Here is a 16,180-nt window from a genome sequence, read left to right as displayed (position 1 = left end):
TTTCATGGGGTAAAGAATAAGGAACGAACATGTCCGACTTGCTTGATCGTAAACTTTGGGTCATCCAGCAGAAAAAACATTGGGGCGAAATTTTGGTCGGCTGGGAAACAAAAAACAAATACGCGATTCATGCCGAAGACGGCCGTGAATTAGGCTACATCGTTGAGGAGGGTTCGGGCGTTCTTCAATTTTTAAAGAGGCTTATTTTAAGAGGCCACCGCCCTTTCACCGCCCTGGTCCTTGATCTCGAAAAAAAACCTATTTTAAAAATCCGCCGGCCATGGTTCTGGTTTTTCTCCTCAACCTATGTCGACGACGGCAACGCCACGGCGCTGGGCGCCGTTCACCGGCGTTTCAGGCTGTTGAGCCGCAGGTACGATATTAAAAATGAATCCGGCGGTCTTCTTGGGCATGTCCATGCCGGATTCTTTAGGATTTGGAAATTCGATCTTCTGGACGCCTCGGAAAAGGCGATGGGGACCATCACCAAAAAATGGGGCGGAATCCTTAAGGAAGCGTTCACGGATGCGGATCGTTTTGCCGTCGTCCTTGACGGCAACGCGCCCCAAGAATCGCGCGGCAAGGCCGTGATTCTAGGAGCGGCGATTGCCTTGGATTTCGATTATTTCGAAGACAACCAATCTCAGATCGGTATTTTAGGCTCCGATTAGACAACAAACAAACGGCTTGACAAGCCCTCCCAAGCGCGTTATTGTTGACGCATGAAACAATTATTCAGACCGCCGTCGTTGTCCGCGAGAGCGTCCGCAGGATTGCTGATTCTTCGCTTGGCGGCGGGCTTGGCGTTTATGCACCACGGCTGGGGCAAAATTCAAAACCCGTTCGAGTGGATGGGCGACAATGCGAGCATTCCGGGGTTTTTCCAAGCCTTGGCCGCGTTATCGGAATTCGGGGGCGGATTGGCGTGGGCACTGGGTTTGTTGACGCCGTTGGCGTCCTTCGGCCTGGCCTGCACCATGGCCGTAGCGGTTTATATGCACGCCATGGTGTTTCACGATCCGTTCGTGGCTCAGGGGCCCGGCGGCTCTTATGAACCGGCGGCGGTTTATCTTTGCGTCTCGCTATTGTTTATTCTAGCGGGACCCGGGCGCTTCTCGTTTGACTGGAAAATTTTCGGCGAGAGATAAATTTTCCGGACCGCGCCTTAACGTTTTTTTCCTTTGGCCTTTCTTTTGCTTTTTGCTTTAGACTTGCCGGCGGATGATCTGGCTGACCCGCCGTCGCAAGTGAAAGTTCTCCAGCCTCGGTCCACGGAAGCAGGGTGGTAATCCTCTGCGCCTTTGAGATGGCCGGACAATCCTCGCGTTAATTCAAAAAGGAAATCCCCCGCGGCGATAAAAACTTGGGCGGCCCGGCGGGGATTATAGCCGGCTTTAATCATCAGGCCGCAGGCATAATCATCCGCCGAGGTTTCTTGGTCTTCGACAAAACCGATCAATCGCTCTTGCAGAGCCTCCGGCGCCTCCTCGAATGCCCGGCTTTTGTCGAAAATATCCGGAATCGTCAACTCGATGGCGGAAGAACAATAATGATCGTCATTCTGGTTGCCGGGTTGCCGGTCGCACCAATCCTCCGCGACTTTTTTGACGGCTGCGTTCTCTTTGGTCAAATCAACGTGTTCATGTTTAATGTGCCCGAGTTCATGGGCGAGAATTTGGGCGAACTCATCGCGATGATCGGCCAACTCAAAAATGCTTGCGCTGAAATAAATGAGCCCGTTATTATCGTCATCCTGACCGGCGGCGGCGCCGATGACCGATCCCCAAGAATCGTAATGCAAAGCGACATCAACGGGGAGATCAGCCGCTTCGCACAACTCGGTGAATACCGCGATGACGGGCGCTCTTCGATCCGCGGCGGGGACACGCAAGGAATCGTCCAGGAAGCATCCTCTGCCCACTTCTTGGGCCGAATAAAGACCGCCTTGATTCAGCGTTAAAAATAAAGCGGCAACAGCGAGGGCGGTTGATCTCATCGGTTCCTCATTTGATATTGGTCATTTGCGCCATTGTCCGAAGCTCAACGCTCGCTATCTTCGCCCTACTCGCGGGCAGGCTCTTGTCCTGAAGACAAACAACCGGCCGAATCAAGGAACGCCGCGGCGTCGATAAAATCCCCGTTGCGGCTCTGCGCCAACAAGCTCTGAATTCCCCCGACATTGTTCTTGAGGTCCGGGTTGCAGGACATGGCCAAAGCGATCAAACCCGTCACATGGGGAGCGGCGTAAGAATTGCCTTCCACAAAACCCGATTCGCCGGCCACCCGAAGGTGTTCACCCGGCGCCCGCTCGTCGATATGAGGAATCCCGGCGGTAAACACCGAAGGCGCGCCGGAACAATTTTGCGCCGCGACGCAAAGAACCTTGGGAAACTTGCACGGGTACTCCTCTTGGGCGCGGTAACCCGCCGCGGCCACGATCAGCATATTTTGCCGATAGGCCAAGTCCACCGCTCTTTTCAAGGCAAGGGTTTGCTTCAACGTATGAACCGACGAAATAAACGCGCTGGGCAATCGAAACGATTTTCCCTCACCGTCGGAAGCGATGCTGATGTTCAACACATTCATCCCGTCCGCGGCCGCCGCCAGAATGCCGCGCGTGATGATGTTTAGAAAGCTGCCTTCGCCCTCATCGAAAACCTTGTACATTTTGACCGTGGCGCCCGGGGCGATGCCGGCGATGCCCTCGCCGTTGATTCTGCCGGCGATGATGCCCGCGACCGCGGTGCCGTGATTGACCCGGTCGAATCCGCGAGGCATCGGGTCGCCGTCACGCTCCGGCGTCAAATCCTCCACCTCGATGCCCTCAACGTCCGGGTCTTCCCGGATGCCGGTATCGAGGATGCCGACCTTGACGCCTTCGCCCTCGCCCGGAGCCGCGCTCCAGGCATCGGGGACATTAAGCCTTCTAAGATTCCAGGCGTTTCTATCTTCGGCGTCCCTGCCCGGACAGCTGGTTTCCATCACTTTGCTCTTCTCCCCCGTGCCGTGGGCGACGGCGTCGAATCCCAAAAAACATACAAATCCAAAAGCGATGACAGGCGCCGAAAAATAAGGGAATTTCATAACGAAAGTCTAACAGAGATTTGCGGCAACGGCCATAGGCCGGGGATTCAAACGAATTTTGGACGGCGTTTTTCCTGAATCGCCGCGATAAAAAGTTGATGATGGCCGGCGGACCTCCCTTGGCATCGAGCGGATATTCCTGTTACCATAGACTCAATGTCTTTAAAACGGCCCGCGATCGGCGTTTTTTTGATTTCCCTACCGTTGGCCGCGCCTGAAGCCGGCGTCAAACTCAGCGTCAACCTTCCTGCCGAGACCGTTCAGCGATACGCCGATTCGTTAAGGCGGAACTGCGAACTGCTCAATGAGGCGTTGACGGTTTACGCGCCGCCGGAACCCGAAGCCGAGGAGAGCTTACTGGAGCGTCGAGCCGCAAAAGATGCGGGCGAAGGGAGATCAGCCACGAAAACCATCCACGAGACGACGGATGAGCTTTGCTCCAATACGGTCCGCTACCTGACCGAAAGCTTCACCAGGCAAATCGCCGTCAGCGAGTGGGATGAATTTAAGCGCCAGCACGAGCGGCTGGGAAATGAATTGCGGCGTCTGGGCCTTTTGCCGGAGAGCCGGGAAGCCTCTGATTTCCCTGAAAACCCCAGGCCTTACTTCGCCGCTGCCTGCCAAGGCGTCAGGGGCATGGCCCGAGCCCTGATGAAGGATATCGACCCCAGGCTCTGGACCTGTTCGTTCCGCCGCTTGGAATGGCTTAATCGCGGAGAAAAATCCGACCCGCCGCAAACAATCGCGCCGTGAAATCGTCCGGCCTAAATAAATTTCGGGCGGCGTTTTTCTTGCATGGCCTTGAAGCCTTCCTGAGCTTCAGGGCCGGAAATAAGGCTTAGAAATTCTTCCTTGGATTTTTTGATGTCGGCCTCAAGGTTGCCCAGCAGCGCTTCTTTGTAGCTTTTCTTGACCATGGCGTAGGCGTGCATGGGAAGCTCGGCCAGACGCTGGGCCTCCCTTAAACTTTCTTCGTGAAGAGAATCTTTAGGAATCAGTTTGTCCACGAATCCCCCATCCAGAGCTTCTTGGGCCAGCAGGGTTTTGCCGGTGAACACCATTTCCTTGACCAAGCTCTGTTTGGCGGCCATGGCGGTCATGGCCCGGATCAGCATGGTCGTCGGCGAAATGCCCATTTTGATCTCGCTTAAAGCGATTTTGCCGTTTTCCTGGGCCAAATAGCGGAAATCAAAACCCATGGCCATGATCCAGCCGCCCAAAAAAGCGTACCCGTTGATGGCCGCGATGCTGGGTTTAGGAAACAAAGTAATCTCCCGATATAAATCCAAAAGCTCGCCGAAGGGTTCGAAGCGGCGCTCCAAAGGAAGGTTGATGATGGCGTCGATATCCATGCCCGCGGAAAAATATTTGGGCAAGGCGCTGGCGAGCAACAAGCAGCGCGTGTCGCGATCCTGGGCGGCCTCGCGAAAAAGACCTCTTAACTGGCGCAGAAAATCAACGTTGAGGTTGTTCGATGGGGGCCGGTTCATGCGCAAAACGCAGACGGTTCCGATTTTTTCCTTGCCGACGAATGAAGCTGTTTCCACGGGCATTAAGGCCATTAAAGCAGAAAAGGACCAGCTATAATAAAGCCTTGATCCCATCACCATCGAGCATCAAACGCCTGGTCGCCTTCGGCCTGACTCTGCAATTAACGGTTGCGCCCGCCTGGCCCTGGGGCACCGAGGGCCATCGCATCATCGCCACCAACGCCGTCAAACTGCTGCCCAAAGAATTGCGGCGCCTTTTCATCGGCCATAGTGAAGATTTCGCCTACTACAGCACGGTACCGGACGTTGTCTGGCGGCGCATCGGGGTCGACGAATTGGAAGGCCCGACGCATTACCTCAACTCGGAAAACTACTCGGTGTCGCCGGGCAGCGATCACTTCCCCGTCAACCCGAACCAGGCCAGAGGGCTCTTTCGCCCGCCGCCGGACAGGCCGGAAATGACGTTTCGGGAAAACGGCATCGCGCCGTGGCGCGTGCGCCAGCTTCACAATCAATTAACGTCGGACTTCGAGGCGTCCGCGGCCCCGGGGCGCGGGCGGTCCACGACCATTGGTTTGAACGCGGGACTGATGGGCCATTATGTCGGGGATGCGGCGCAGCCGTTCCATGCAACTTATGATCACAACGGACGCAGCTCCGGACATGCGGGCATCCATTCCTATTTTGAAACCAAACTAGTCAATGAACTCTCGCGCAATCATCAACTGCGCTCGCGCTCGCTGGCCGTGGCCAAAGCCAGAATGGGCGAGTGGTCTCACATCACGGACCCGGTGGATCCGGCGCGCACCGCGCTGAGGGTTTTAATGGACAGCTACAAATCCATCGATAAAATTTACGAGCTCGACAGCCGCTACGCCATTATCCCCGGAAAAGCGCCCAATGCGAGGGGTTATTTGCGCCGGGTTTCGCCCAGTATCGTCGCGCCGCATTTCGCGCCCATCATAGAAGAGCGCATGGCTCTGGGCTCCGTGGCCTTGGCCCGCTTGATCGAGCACGCCTGGATCAGGGCCGGACGGCCTAACACATTGGCTGCGTTTGGCCGCCTGATTGTGCGCCCCGGTTACATCCGCCCACCGCTGTAAGCCTCCACCATTCTTGTGGCCCCGCTCACATGGCGGGCGCGGCGCGCGCCTGCTAGGCTTAACTAAGAACGGGGGTACACATGAAAACAATCACTTTTATTCTGATTTCGGTTATCGGGATTTCTATTTGCTCGGCCTATGAAGAATACGAAGATCAACAACAGGACCACAAGAAACACGATCAGGCGTCACACCAAGGGCATCAAAGCCACCCCGGGCAATACGGGAAACAGGGGCAACAAGGCCAATGGCATCAAATGGACCCGGCTAAAAAGGCCGAAATGGAACGCATCAAACAACTCCCCCCGGAACAACAAAAGCAGGCGATCCGGGAATTTAAAATGAAGCACGGCATGGGGCAAAACAGCGCCCATGAGAAAAAACACATGCAGCCTAAAGACAAGGCCGAATTTGAACGAATCCAGCGATTGCCTCCCGAGCAAAGAGAACAGGCCATGCGCGAATTTAAAGCCGAACATCAAACGGAGCAATACAGCGCCCCCAACAAAAAACATATGACGCCACAAGACAAAGCCGCTTACGAACAAATCAAAAAGCTCCCGCCCGAAGAAAGGCAACAAGCCGTCAGGGAATACCAAATCAAAAAATTTAAAAAGAATGACGGCGCCTGGAGCGACGGTGAAAACTATCTGAGGGATTCGGCCCCGGTCAAAAAAGATGCCGGCGCCGGCGGCGCCCAAAAAACAGCCGATCCGGTTAGTCCCCCGGAAGCAGCGCCAACGAAGAAAAAAGCGCCGGACGGCCCTTTGTTTAGAAGTTTTTGAGCAATGGAAATTGTGATATATTGAGTGCGATGCAGATGCGAAGGCATTATTACTGCGAGATGCTTGACGGGCGGTATTATTACCGTGCCGGCGGGCGTTCTCGGGTGGCCTTCGCCTAAGCTGACCGATCTTTAAGAAAAAACAGACTTAGAACCCACTTGAGAATCCCAAAGATTCCCAAGTGGGTTTTTTATTGTTCAAAAACAAGGAGGACTCTATGTCGACAAGCGTCATAGCGGCGAATGCGCGAACCGCAAACTCAACGCAAAACGCCCTGGAGCGTTTTGAACGAACGATCGAACGGGAATTCTTCAACCATCCCGTCATCACGAACAATGCCTACACCCGATGGTTCAGGCAGGGTTTAGCCGATGAAGCCCAGGTCATTGACCTGATCGAGCAATTCTCGGTGTTTTCCAATCACTTCATCGTGATTCAGGCCAAGCGCATGGTTAATGCCGCGACCGAGGAAGGCGAGCGGGGGGCGCGCTTCATTTTGACGAATGAATTGGGCGTGGGCCTGGACGTGACCACCGGCAGCACCGAGGGCAAAACCTTCGCCACCAAAAACGCGCATTTAAATTGGCTCAGGCAAATCGGGGACATGCTGGGCATCGAGCGCAGACGGCTGGGCCGATGGGAAACCGGGCGGCCGTCTACCCACCGGTTCTTAAACGGGCTCGATGAAACATACGGAAGTCACGACGGGATGACGGGCGCGGGCGCGAGCTTTGCCATTGAAAACTGGGCCGCGTTCGGCATCGGGAGCGAGGCGGAACCGGATAATTTCTGGAAAGAACTCATCACCGGCCTAGAGCTCTTCAATGAGCGGCGGCGCATCAACAACGGCCTGCCTCCATTGCCCTTGGCCTTCTTCCAATACCACTTTGAAATCGAATCCGGGCACGGGGCCAATGTCTGGCATGAGTTGGAAGAAACATTCGGAGAGCCGGGCTTTGACGCCGGGCGCTTCCTGGAAGGAGGGCGCAAGGCATTGGATTCCATCCACACATTCTGGCTGGGGCTGGAGGGACAACGAAAGAAACCGGCAGGCATTGAAAAAACATAGGCTTAAACTCCCAAATCAAAAATAGGCCCTAAGGCCTAGGGCTGTTCCAAGGGGGCCGCCTATAATCATACTCATGCAAATGAAAAGGTATACTTGTTCAATGAGGCGACTGTTGCGGCTCGCCGACGGCAAGACCGCCATTTACACGCTGGCGGCAGTTACGTGTTTCGCCGCCCCCCATGCTTGGGCCCAGCCTCGTCCCCCTCAACAACATCGGCAGCTGCAAAACACTTTTGACTCGGCGCCGACGCAAAACCAAACCGTGATCGTGAATCCGGCGCCCGCGCAGCAAACTGCGCCGTCAAATCCGCCGCCTCAATACGTTCCCATCCCCTACCCGATTATCATCCCTTATCCAATCAGCCAGCCTCAGGCCGCCCCCCAGCAGGCTCCTCAACAGGGGCTTCAGCAAACCATCAACAATAATCAGTCCAACAGCGATTCGGAAAACGGGCCTGTTTCGAGAGGCTGGAAAATCGGAGCGGGTGTCGGCATCGTCGGCGGCATGATCGCCGGGATCGCGGTCCCCTTGGCGCTGCTGGGCACCGGCCCGATCGGCATTTTGGCCGCGGTCGGCGGATTTTTTGCCGGGGCCTTAGGCGGCGGATTGGCCGGCGCCGTGATCGGTTTGGCCGTCGGCTTCCTCATCGACGGCATTAAAAAGGATTAATTCTTCCTCGCCGTCGCGATAATATAGTCGTAGCGGCTCCAAGGCTTGTTGTCCCACACGCTGGCTTTCCAACAAGCGCGCATGGCCGGACTGATGCGTTTAATGAGCACGGGATCGTCCAAACGCCGCCGGGAATAGCTCACGAAAGGCTCGAACACCTGCTCTCTGATCGAGCGGATATTGACCTGCGAAAAACCCGCGCCGCGCAGCTTATCGGCGTACACATCGGCCGTGTACATATTGTCTTTGGGGATTTGCCAGAAGGAGCGCCCAAAATATTCCCCCAGCCGCCAAGCGAACCCTAAGACGGGGATGCCCTCTCTGGGGATAATGTCCGCGGTCGCGAGCAATCCGCCGGGCTTAAGCACGCGGAAAGCCTCGCGGAAAAAATCCTCTCTGGTGTTGTAATGAAACGCCGTTTCCAGGGCCGTCACCTTGTCGAAGGAGCCTGAGGCAAAGGGCATTTGCATCGCCGAGCCCACGTGAAGCGCGATGCGGTTTTCAAGCCCCCGTTCGCGCACGCGTTCGCGGGCCGCGCGCACTTGCGAAGCGGTGATGTTTAAACCGGCGATGCGTTTAGGCTTGAACGCCTGGGCCCAATACATATCTTGATCCGCGAAGCCGAAACCCACGTCGAGAACCTCGTCATCGGGGCCCATGTGCGCGGCTTGGGCTAATTCGCGGGCCAACAGCTCGCAAGCATGATCGTAATCCCGGGCGCCGTCCCAATAGCCGAGATTCAAATAAAGAGTCCGGTCCCCTAAATGGCTGCGATCCGACAGCAAGTCATAAACCAAATCCGGCCGGTTCTTGCCGGGACGCAGCAAAAGTTTAACCAGGCTTAAGGTGTCGCCCAAATCGCGCAGGAATGTTTGTTTAGGCATAACGCCTCCTCTCTTTTAATCGTTCGAAGGCCCAAATCAGGCCCAGGGCCGTGAACGCCGCAAAAAACGGCGCCACGTGAAAAAGCAGACGCATTTCGTAGAAATAACTCTCCAAAAACGGCAAACCGTTTAAAAAAACCATGCAAATCAACAAATACCATCGCTGGGGCCAACGCCGCAGAGACAGGACCAGCCCGATGAGAAAAAACGGGAAGAGGATCCAATTCGCCGCGCTTTTTCGCACGCCCAGAAAAATTTTGTTGAACCTGTTCTTGGGGTTGAAAAAAATGCGCCCGTAGCCTGACGCCGTCTGCTTGATCAACGGCCAACACCCGCGCTCTCCGAACAAATAATGGAACGCGGAGACGGTTCCCCCTTCATACGAGGGCCGCCCGGTTTTTTCAATGTTCCGATAGAAGGCGGTATGCGCGTTTAATTGGCCCAACGGCGAACCCCATTGCCGATGCGTATGCCAAAAATAAGGCGCCATCGCCGACGCCAGCACGCCCAGCGTCAACAGACCTTCGCGCCATCGCCTAGGCCGTAGGGCCCAAAAAAGAATCAACGGGATCACGGCAATCAACGAATTGACGCGCGTCAGGCAGATGGCCGCTGCGATAACGCCGGCCAACATCGCGCGGCGCAGGGTCGGCGATCCCAGCAGAACCCAAGTCAACGCCAAAATCTCCAGGGTGTAGATTTCCAGACGCAAACCCTTGCAAGCCATCTGCGCGGAAAACGGATTGATGGCCATGAGCGAAGCGGCCAGCAATGCCGTGGGCTCGCCCAACGCGCGGCGAAAAACGAAAAAAACCATGGGGATCAGGGCCAGGCCCAAGTCCAAGGTGATCAGGCGGAAATGAAAATCAGTATCCGGCGCCAACGCCAGGCCCAAACGCGCGGCCCAGACAAAAAACGGCTCGCGGATGCCGGTGTCCAATGGGCGCGACCACTGAAGATCACGGGCCAATTGGAAAAACCCCGGCGCATCGCCTTGAAGAGGCAGGTATTGGACGGCCAAGAGTTCCTGCCATCGCAAAACAAATCCGGCCAACGTCGCCGCGGCCAGGAACCAAAGCCAAGGGAGTTGCTGCCGGCGGCCACGGCGCTCATAGGCGTAAGCCGCGAGCACGGACAAAAACATCAACCCCAACGTCACCGCGTCGAATGGAAACGGCTGCAGGACGTCGATGAACAGCCCGGCGGCCACGGGCGCAAAAAAAGCCACGAGGCGGACCGGACCCGGAATGCGCCGCCACGACGCGTAACGGTAAAGCAAAACCCCGAAGCAAAATGCCAAGCACCCCAACGGAACATTGGGAAGGGGCAAGTCGCGCTGGGCTTGCGACAGAGTGAAAATTTCCAAAAACCAATAGTATTTCTCAGGAGAGGGCTCGGTTAAAAAGGCCACACTCAAAGGCTTGTCCGTATCGATGGCCGGGGGCAGGCGGCCGTGATTGTAGCGATGAGTGATGGTTTTGGCGTAAATCGTGCGATTGTCTTGAATCAGCAGGACTTGGCCGCGGACAGGGTCTTTGCTCCAAAAAGAAAAATCATAGGTTGCCGGCGACGGACCCAAGGCCGGGTAATTCAGGATGAGCCGCCCCCCTTCGCTCGATGACAAGGCGAATCCGTCCTTGGATTGATAAACGCCCCGGGTCAAGGCATTCTCCGGCAAGGCATTTTCTCCGGAAACAAGCTGAACGGTTTTGATGGGATTGGGCTTGAAGAGATTAGCCCAGGAGACGGGGTAGGAAACGATCAGCCCGGCCGCGGCCAGAACAGCGGCAGGTGCAAAAAACTTGGGCCTCACGGGCCCATTATTTCATTTAGGACCGGCGCTCGTAATGATCCACCCGGGTAAAATCGGTTTCAGACTCCAAATCATAGGAGACTTCCTGGCCGTTGGTCACGGCCCAGCCGTTGGACAATAAAATATTTTCCAGCGCGCGCTGGCGCATGCTGAGCTTGCGCAGCACGATCACGGCCCGTTCCCACGCCCCTTCCAGTTGCCGCCGCTCGTCATTAGCGCGCGCCGAGCCGACGATCAAGCTCGCCAGGGCGTTGGTTTTCAAGCGCAGGCGGCGGCGCACGGATTGGCGCAACTGCCAGGCTTGTTCGATGAGCGCCTCGATGTCCTTGTGAAGCAACTTGGCCTCTCCGGCCGGATTTAAAGCGTGCAGGCAACGCCGCGCGGTGCGGTCGGCGGACGTTTCGACGTGGTGCCCGGACATGGTCTCGACCTTTTCCTCCAAAATTTTGAATTCCTGGGCGTCGCTATGGCCGTAGGAAGCAACGGTATCTTCCAGGCGCGCCAAGGTCCTGAACAAATCCTCGCCCGGCCTGGGAGCGGCGTCCGCAGAAAAGGCGGCGCACGCCGCCATGAATAAAACGGCCCTGATCATCATCTCAAATTCAATTTTGCTCGAATTTAAAGCCCTGCCCAAGGGTCTAAGGGGAAGCGATGGGTCCCTATTGGGCCCAGTTAAAAATAGGACTAAAGTCCTATAAAAAATTTTATGAACGGCAAGAGAGATGGTATATTTGTTGCATCTCAAAATCAGGCAACGGCATAAAAAAGGAGAACCGAACATGAACAAACGATCCATCCTCCGTATTTCTCTGATGCTTTCCATGATCATGGTTTCCGCGGTATTGGGCCGCGCGCAGCAATCGAATTTTCAAATCGCTCCGGCGCCCATCGCTTACCCCTATTTCGAGCCCAGGCGGACGGATATCAAGCTGACCGGCGTGTATTTCGGCATCAAAGCCACGGACATCTCCATCAAAGGCGGCGGTATCAACGGAAATTTCCGCCGGTCCATGAACGAAACCGCGGCCTTCGACGCGCAATTGGGCCTGTTCGGCTTGGGCGGCGAGTTGCCGGGATTCGCCTTGCCCTTCGTTTACAGCAACGCCCTGTGGACGCCGGTGATTGACGGCAAAGCCTCCTTAAGCGGCGTCAGTTTTCCCCTAAGCTTCAACTTGGAAATCCAGGCGCTCAATAGGCCGGGAGGAAGCCTGCTGTTTTTTGCGGGGCCCAACATGGCCCTGGCCTTGCTCTCCATGGTTACGCCTTACCACGCCCAATCGGGCGTGACGAACGCCGCGAAAACCAATTTCACCGCGGAAATGACCACATTCCTGGGCGGGGTGCAGGGCGGCGCGCAAGGCTCGGTGCGCATGGGGCAAGTCAAAGTGGTTCCCTTTTTCATGACCATGACCCAATCGGGCTCAGCCTCGTTTTCGTTCAAACACGGCTATTCCGGCGTGCGTTCCCTGGTGACGAGTTCGGTCGTGGACATTGAGCCCTTCACGGTCAATTCATTCGGCGCGGACATCATTATCATCCCCTGGAATCTGTCCATCGGCACACTGATTCAACAAATGTCGGCTGAAAAAGACCAGCAAGGCGTCAAAACCACGATTTTCCAACTCTCTTGGCATTTCCGAGGATCGTAAAACCGTTTCTCGGAGCGGGTCTTTTAGCGGCCTGCGCCACGGGCAGCCATTTCATCAAGCCCGGCTATCAGCCGCCGCGTTTATTGGCGGTCCTGCCCATGAACAATCACACAACGGACTTGGATGGGCCCGTCGCGGTCCGGTATTGGTTCGACCAGCGGCTGACTGAACGAAAGGGCTATCAAACGAAAAATCTCGACCAGATGGATGAATCACTGCGCGCCATGGGCATCACGGACGGCGGTCAATTGGCCGGGACCACGCCGCAGGAACTCGGCCGCCGCCTCGGCGTCGACGCCGTGATTTACTGCGACCTTCTTGAATTTCAGTATCAGACCACGGGATTTCTCAACGTGCGCAAAGTGCGCGCCCGATTCAAAATGGTCAATTGCACGACGGGCGAAACTCTTTGGGAAAACGAGGGGCTGGGGGCTAATTCGGAGGGAGCTGTTTCCTCGTCAGCCGCGCTGCAAGCGGGAATAAAGCATCTGAGCGCTCAACTGACGGAAAAGGCGATGCAGAGCCCGCTCAGGACGGAAATCTGGGATATGGTTTGGAACGCGATCGAATTTTTGCCGAGGGGCAGATGAGGGTTAATCGCAAAGATCGTATTTGCGGCAGCGATAGGAGCCGGAACGCCTTTTCTTCTTTTTCTTAGGTTCTTCCTCAAAGGCGCGGGCGGGCGGCGAAGCGATGCCGGCGGTTCCCCCGCCGGCCGCCGGTACGGCCACAGGAACCAACAGAATATCGGGAGTCGCCTCTTTCAAACCTTCGGTGGCTTGGATGATTTTCTTTTCCTCGACCAAATCCTCGTTCGTCGGCTGCTGAAAGCCGGAGAACGGGCGCAAACCGGAAACGCCGCGGTCAGGCCCTAAAATAGGCTTTGGGGTTTCTTTCTCAGGCTCAAGATTCGCGGCCGGTTCCACCTGGGCATCCGTCTTTTCCTGAACCGGAACCTCTTTGGGCTCCGGCGCGCTCTCGATAGTTTTGGCTTCTCTTTGAATCAGGTAATTGCCGAGCTGTTCGAGTTCGTGTTCGGAAAGCTGAGGCGGGGGCTCGTAAATTTTGCGGCGGATGGAGGAGCAGCCGGGGCCGAGGGCAAGAATGATGACAGTCAGACAAAATCTGATATTCATGGGCCAACCAAAAGCGGCCTTTTTATTATGAAAATTTTTAGGGCTAAAAGGGAGCCGTTGCCCTATTCTCGAAAGTAACGCACCAGGCGCGAGGCGCCCAAACCTGCGGCCGAGGCCATGACCCCAAAAGCGCCATAGCGTGCCGTACGCAGGGCGAACCCTTTAAAAGAATCGGCGACGATAATGGATTCGAAAGCGCCGATACCGGCCAGCACCCCGGTGCCGGCAGCCATACCCGCGCCCAAACCGCGCATTCCTCCGCCGGCTAAATGATCGCCGGCCACAGCCGCCATAGCGCCGGTTCCGCCGCCCATGAAACCGATAATTTTGCCGGTCACGCGGGCATCGGTTTCATAGGGATAACGCGAATCCTTCGCTTCTTCCAGCAATTGCGCGTAATTGGAGAGAAAGCGAGGCTCGATCCTGGCGCCCACGATGGCGCCGGCCGCGCCGCCTGCGCCGAAAGCAAACAGACCGGTTCTTTTAACTTGCGGTGAGCCGGGGTAATCCTCGCTATTGCGCAAGCCCGCGATCAGGCGCAGGGCATCCCGTTCGGGGGCCGCCAAGCCCTGCGATGAGAACCCGTCCAAACGTCCGCTCAGCGTGGTTTGCAGGCGCAGGGTTTCATCATCCGCGTTGACGTTAAAAACAATCGCCGCCAGAAAAGCGACGATCAACGATAAAATCACGGCGAATAAAGAAAACGGTTTTCGGGATGTCATGTCAACCTCCTGAAGCAAGACGCGGGACGGCTTTTTTCGGCTTTTGGGACCGGCGGACGCCTTTGGTTTTGAGCCAGGCGATCATGCCCAGGGCAATGGATTGATGGAGGAAGCGGGGCCAAACCGACTGCTGATGTCCGGTCACAGGATTCCATAATATCAGAGCCCCCTGAACACGGCCTAGGGTCCAAAGTCCTAGGTATCAATGGCCCAAAAGACCCCTTACTTCTTTTCCTTGATGGCTTTTTGGGCCTCGACGGCTTCCGCATCTTTGGGATCGAGGATCAACGCAGCCTCAAATAAAGGAAGGGCCAGGCGCGGCTCGCCCAGGTCAATATGCAGGAACGCGACTTTTTTATACAGCTCTTTATGGTAGGGATTAAAATCAAAATAACGCCGGTAACTGCCGACGGCGTCTTTATAGAGCCCCCGGCTTTCATAAATCTCCCCCAAAATTTCGTAAACAGGGGGCCAGCTGGGATTGCTGCGCGCCAATTCCTTGGCCGTGATCAGCGCTTCCTCGCGCTTGCCCAGAGCGGATTCGGCTCTGGCTATTCTTGAGAGCACATACGGATTGGCGGGCTCCTGCTCGCGCGCCTGCTGATAGAGGCGCAGGGCAGCGGCGCCGTTGCCGCGCACGCGCAAACGGTCGCCCAAGGTCAACAAATGCTTGATCTGCGGGCCCAGAAAAAGCTTTTCCGCGGATTCGGCCTCGCCCATCATCAACACCGTTCTTAGCGCGCCGCTTCTCTTGGTAAGATTCTTCTCTTGGGCCTGTTCGCGCCAGGAGGCATGAAGCTCCTTCTCAAAATCCTCCAGCGGCCGCCCGTAAACCGCCTTGAATGACTGAGCGAAGGTCTTGCCCCCGGCCACGGAATCCACGAGGGCTTTGAGTTTCGGCTTCAATTGGTCCACAGCCAACGCCACTTGGGTGAAGGCCAGGGAAATTTCCTCTTCGTCTTTCAAATAAACCAAGGACGGCTCCATGCGAACGAATTCAACCAAACGCCCCTCCTTCGCGGCGAAGAGCAAGGCCTCCCGGTCGCCCGGAGAAAGCTCAAGCCCTTGGCCCCGCCAAAGAGCTTCATGGGCGCGGGCCATCCCCTCCTGGAACCACAACGGCAGCGCCAATCCGGTCCTGACTTTCAGGGCATGGTGGATATACTCATGGCAAAGCGTATCTTGCCAGGAGTAGCCGAAAGGCAGGGCCTCGGGCGTGATCATCATGACGCGGTAAAATTTCGCGATGCCGATGACGCCGCTTTTCTTCAACAACTCGTCGCCCAACGTCGACGCCGAGGCGAAATCATTTTTCGTGCGGTAAATCTCGATCAACGTGGATTGGGCCGGTTCCACGCCGAGCCACGCCGCCACTTCCTTGCGGCAGCCCTCGAACGCCCGGCGGGCGCCGCCTTTTAACACCTGATCGCGCGCCGGAGCCCGCCAGCGCATCGCGCCGTGAACCTCCTCTTCGGCGAAGCGTTTCTCAAGATAAAACATAAGATCGACATAATGGGTTAAACGCTCCCATCCCAAACTTTTCAACGGGTCGAGAGGGGGCTTTGATTTGCGGATCAATTGTTTGGCCCGGGCGTAATCGCCCTGAAACATGGCCGCCAGCGGCGCCACGACCGGGTCCTTGTCGCGTTCGCCCGTCTTTTGGGCCTCGCTGAAACGGCCCCGTTCCAGTTCATCCTCAAGGGGATGAAAAAGAAAACGGTCCGATTCCAAGGCCAGGGCCGCGATCGCTAAAAAAATAAACCCGATTCTCATCG

At 56.3% G+C, this 16,180-nt stretch carries 19 protein-coding genes; 9 read left to right on the top strand and 10 right to left on the bottom strand.

Annotation, left to right across the window (positions count from 1 at the left end; genetic code table 11):
* The first annotated feature begins 29 nt into the window (after positions 1-29).
* The gene (locus HYT79_00225) at positions 30-671 is read left to right on the top strand and encodes a scramblase (protein ID MBI2069002.1); all 642 of its coding nucleotides are present in this window, start codon (positions 30-32) and stop codon (positions 669-671) included.
* A 51-nt stretch (positions 672-722) separates the two neighbouring features.
* Positions 723-1,148 carry a DoxX family protein gene (locus HYT79_00220; GenBank protein MBI2069001.1) on the top strand — a complete coding sequence of 142 codons (426 nt, stop codon included), beginning with the start codon at positions 723-725 and terminating at the stop codon, positions 1,146-1,148.
* 17 nt (positions 1,149-1,165) lie between these two features.
* On the opposite strand, the gene HYT79_00215 is transcribed toward HYT79_00220, so the two are convergent.
* Entirely contained in the window at positions 1,166-1,996 is an 831-nt protein-coding gene (locus tag HYT79_00215) for a M48 family metalloprotease (protein MBI2069000.1), read from the bottom strand.
* A gap of 65 nt (positions 1,997-2,061) precedes the next feature.
* Positions 2,062-3,084 (bottom strand): S8 family serine peptidase, encoded by a 1,023-nt coding sequence (locus tag HYT79_00210; GenBank protein ID MBI2068999.1) that lies wholly within the window; start codon positions 3,082-3,084, stop codon positions 2,062-2,064.
* 156 nt (positions 3,085-3,240) lie between these two features.
* Here HYT79_00210 and HYT79_00205 point away from each other — a divergent pair, with 156 nt between their 5' ends.
* Complete coding sequence (locus tag HYT79_00205) at positions 3,241-3,837, top strand: hypothetical protein (protein ID MBI2068998.1); 597 nt, start codon at positions 3,241-3,243, stop codon at positions 3,835-3,837.
* Positions 3,838-3,848: 11 nt separating this feature from the next.
* Here the strand turns inward: HYT79_00205 and HYT79_00200 are convergent, their stop codons facing one another.
* A complete protein-coding gene (locus HYT79_00200; GenBank protein MBI2068997.1) occupies positions 3,849-4,637 on the bottom strand; it encodes an enoyl-CoA hydratase/isomerase family protein in 789 nt (262 codons plus the stop codon).
* A 41-nt stretch (positions 4,638-4,678) separates the two neighbouring features.
* On the opposite strand from HYT79_00200, the gene HYT79_00195 reads away from it, so the two are divergent.
* The 4 genes from HYT79_00195 (at position 4,679) to HYT79_00180 (ending at position 8,201) form a co-directional block, all read left to right on the top strand.
* Entirely contained in the window at positions 4,679-5,677 is a 999-nt protein-coding gene (locus HYT79_00195; protein MBI2068996.1) for a hypothetical protein, read from the top strand.
* 80 nt (positions 5,678-5,757) lie between these two features.
* Entirely contained in the window at positions 5,758-6,462 is a 705-nt protein-coding gene (locus tag HYT79_00190; protein ID MBI2068995.1) for a hypothetical protein, read from the top strand.
* Between the two features lie 217 nt (positions 6,463-6,679).
* Positions 6,680-7,531: a hypothetical protein gene (locus HYT79_00185; protein ID MBI2068994.1), complete on the top strand. Its 852-nt coding sequence runs from the start codon at positions 6,680-6,682 to the stop codon at positions 7,529-7,531.
* 100 nt (positions 7,532-7,631) lie between these two features.
* A complete protein-coding gene (locus tag HYT79_00180; GenBank protein ID MBI2068993.1) occupies positions 7,632-8,201 on the top strand; it encodes a hypothetical protein in 570 nt (189 codons plus the stop codon).
* On the opposite strand, the gene HYT79_00175 is transcribed toward HYT79_00180, so the two are convergent.
* The 3 genes from HYT79_00175 to HYT79_00165 are packed head-to-tail and all read right to left on the bottom strand — an operon-like array spanning position 8,198 to position 11,493.
* Entirely contained in the window at positions 8,198-9,085 is an 888-nt protein-coding gene (locus tag HYT79_00175; GenBank protein ID MBI2068992.1) for a methyltransferase domain-containing protein, read from the bottom strand. The genes HYT79_00180 and HYT79_00175 overlap by 4 nt on opposite strands.
* Positions 9,078-10,898 carry a glycosyltransferase family 39 protein gene (locus HYT79_00170; GenBank protein ID MBI2068991.1) on the bottom strand — a complete coding sequence of 607 codons (1,821 nt, stop codon included), beginning with the start codon at positions 10,896-10,898 and terminating at the stop codon, positions 9,078-9,080. The genes HYT79_00175 and HYT79_00170 overlap by 8 nt, the downstream gene beginning before the upstream one ends.
* A gap of 16 nt (positions 10,899-10,914) precedes the next feature.
* Positions 10,915-11,493, bottom strand: coding sequence for a hypothetical protein (locus HYT79_00165; GenBank protein ID MBI2068990.1), 579 nt, complete (start codon positions 11,491-11,493; stop codon positions 10,915-10,917).
* A 184-nt stretch (positions 11,494-11,677) separates the two neighbouring features.
* On the opposite strand from HYT79_00165, the gene HYT79_00160 reads away from it, so the two are divergent.
* Both HYT79_00160 and HYT79_00155 read left to right on the top strand, forming a co-directional pair.
* On the top strand, positions 11,678-12,547 hold the full coding sequence (locus HYT79_00160) for a hypothetical protein (GenBank protein ID MBI2068989.1): 870 nt from the start codon (positions 11,678-11,680) through the stop codon (positions 12,545-12,547).
* Positions 12,526-13,137, top strand: coding sequence for a DUF799 family lipoprotein (locus HYT79_00155; GenBank protein ID MBI2068988.1), 612 nt, complete (start codon positions 12,526-12,528; stop codon positions 13,135-13,137). The genes HYT79_00160 and HYT79_00155 overlap by 22 nt, the downstream gene beginning before the upstream one ends.
* 3 nt (positions 13,138-13,140) lie before the next feature.
* Here the strand turns inward: HYT79_00155 and HYT79_00150 are convergent, their stop codons facing one another.
* The 4 genes from HYT79_00150 to HYT79_00135 form a co-directional block, all read right to left on the bottom strand.
* Entirely contained in the window at positions 13,141-13,683 is a 543-nt protein-coding gene (locus HYT79_00150; protein ID MBI2068987.1) for a hypothetical protein, read from the bottom strand.
* Between the two features lie 62 nt (positions 13,684-13,745).
* Positions 13,746-14,405, bottom strand: a complete 660-nt coding sequence (locus tag HYT79_00145) for a hypothetical protein (GenBank protein MBI2068986.1) — start codon at positions 14,403-14,405, stop codon at positions 13,746-13,748.
* A 1-nt stretch (position 14,406) separates the two neighbouring features.
* Positions 14,407-14,550: a hypothetical protein gene (locus HYT79_00140; GenBank protein MBI2068985.1), complete on the bottom strand. Its 144-nt coding sequence runs from the start codon at positions 14,548-14,550 to the stop codon at positions 14,407-14,409.
* Between the two features lie 77 nt (positions 14,551-14,627).
* Positions 14,628-16,178 (bottom strand): tetratricopeptide repeat protein, encoded by a 1,551-nt coding sequence (locus HYT79_00135; protein ID MBI2068984.1) that lies wholly within the window; start codon positions 16,176-16,178, stop codon positions 14,628-14,630.
* Positions 16,179-16,180: the final 2 nt, after the last annotated feature.

It is taken from the genome of Elusimicrobiota bacterium (genome assembly GCA_016180815.1).
Classification (GTDB): Bacteria; Elusimicrobiota; Elusimicrobia; order JACQPE01; family JACQPE01; genus JACPAN01.
Note: the sequence above shows the minus strand (reverse complement) of the source record. Positions and strands in the feature narration are given on the sequence as shown.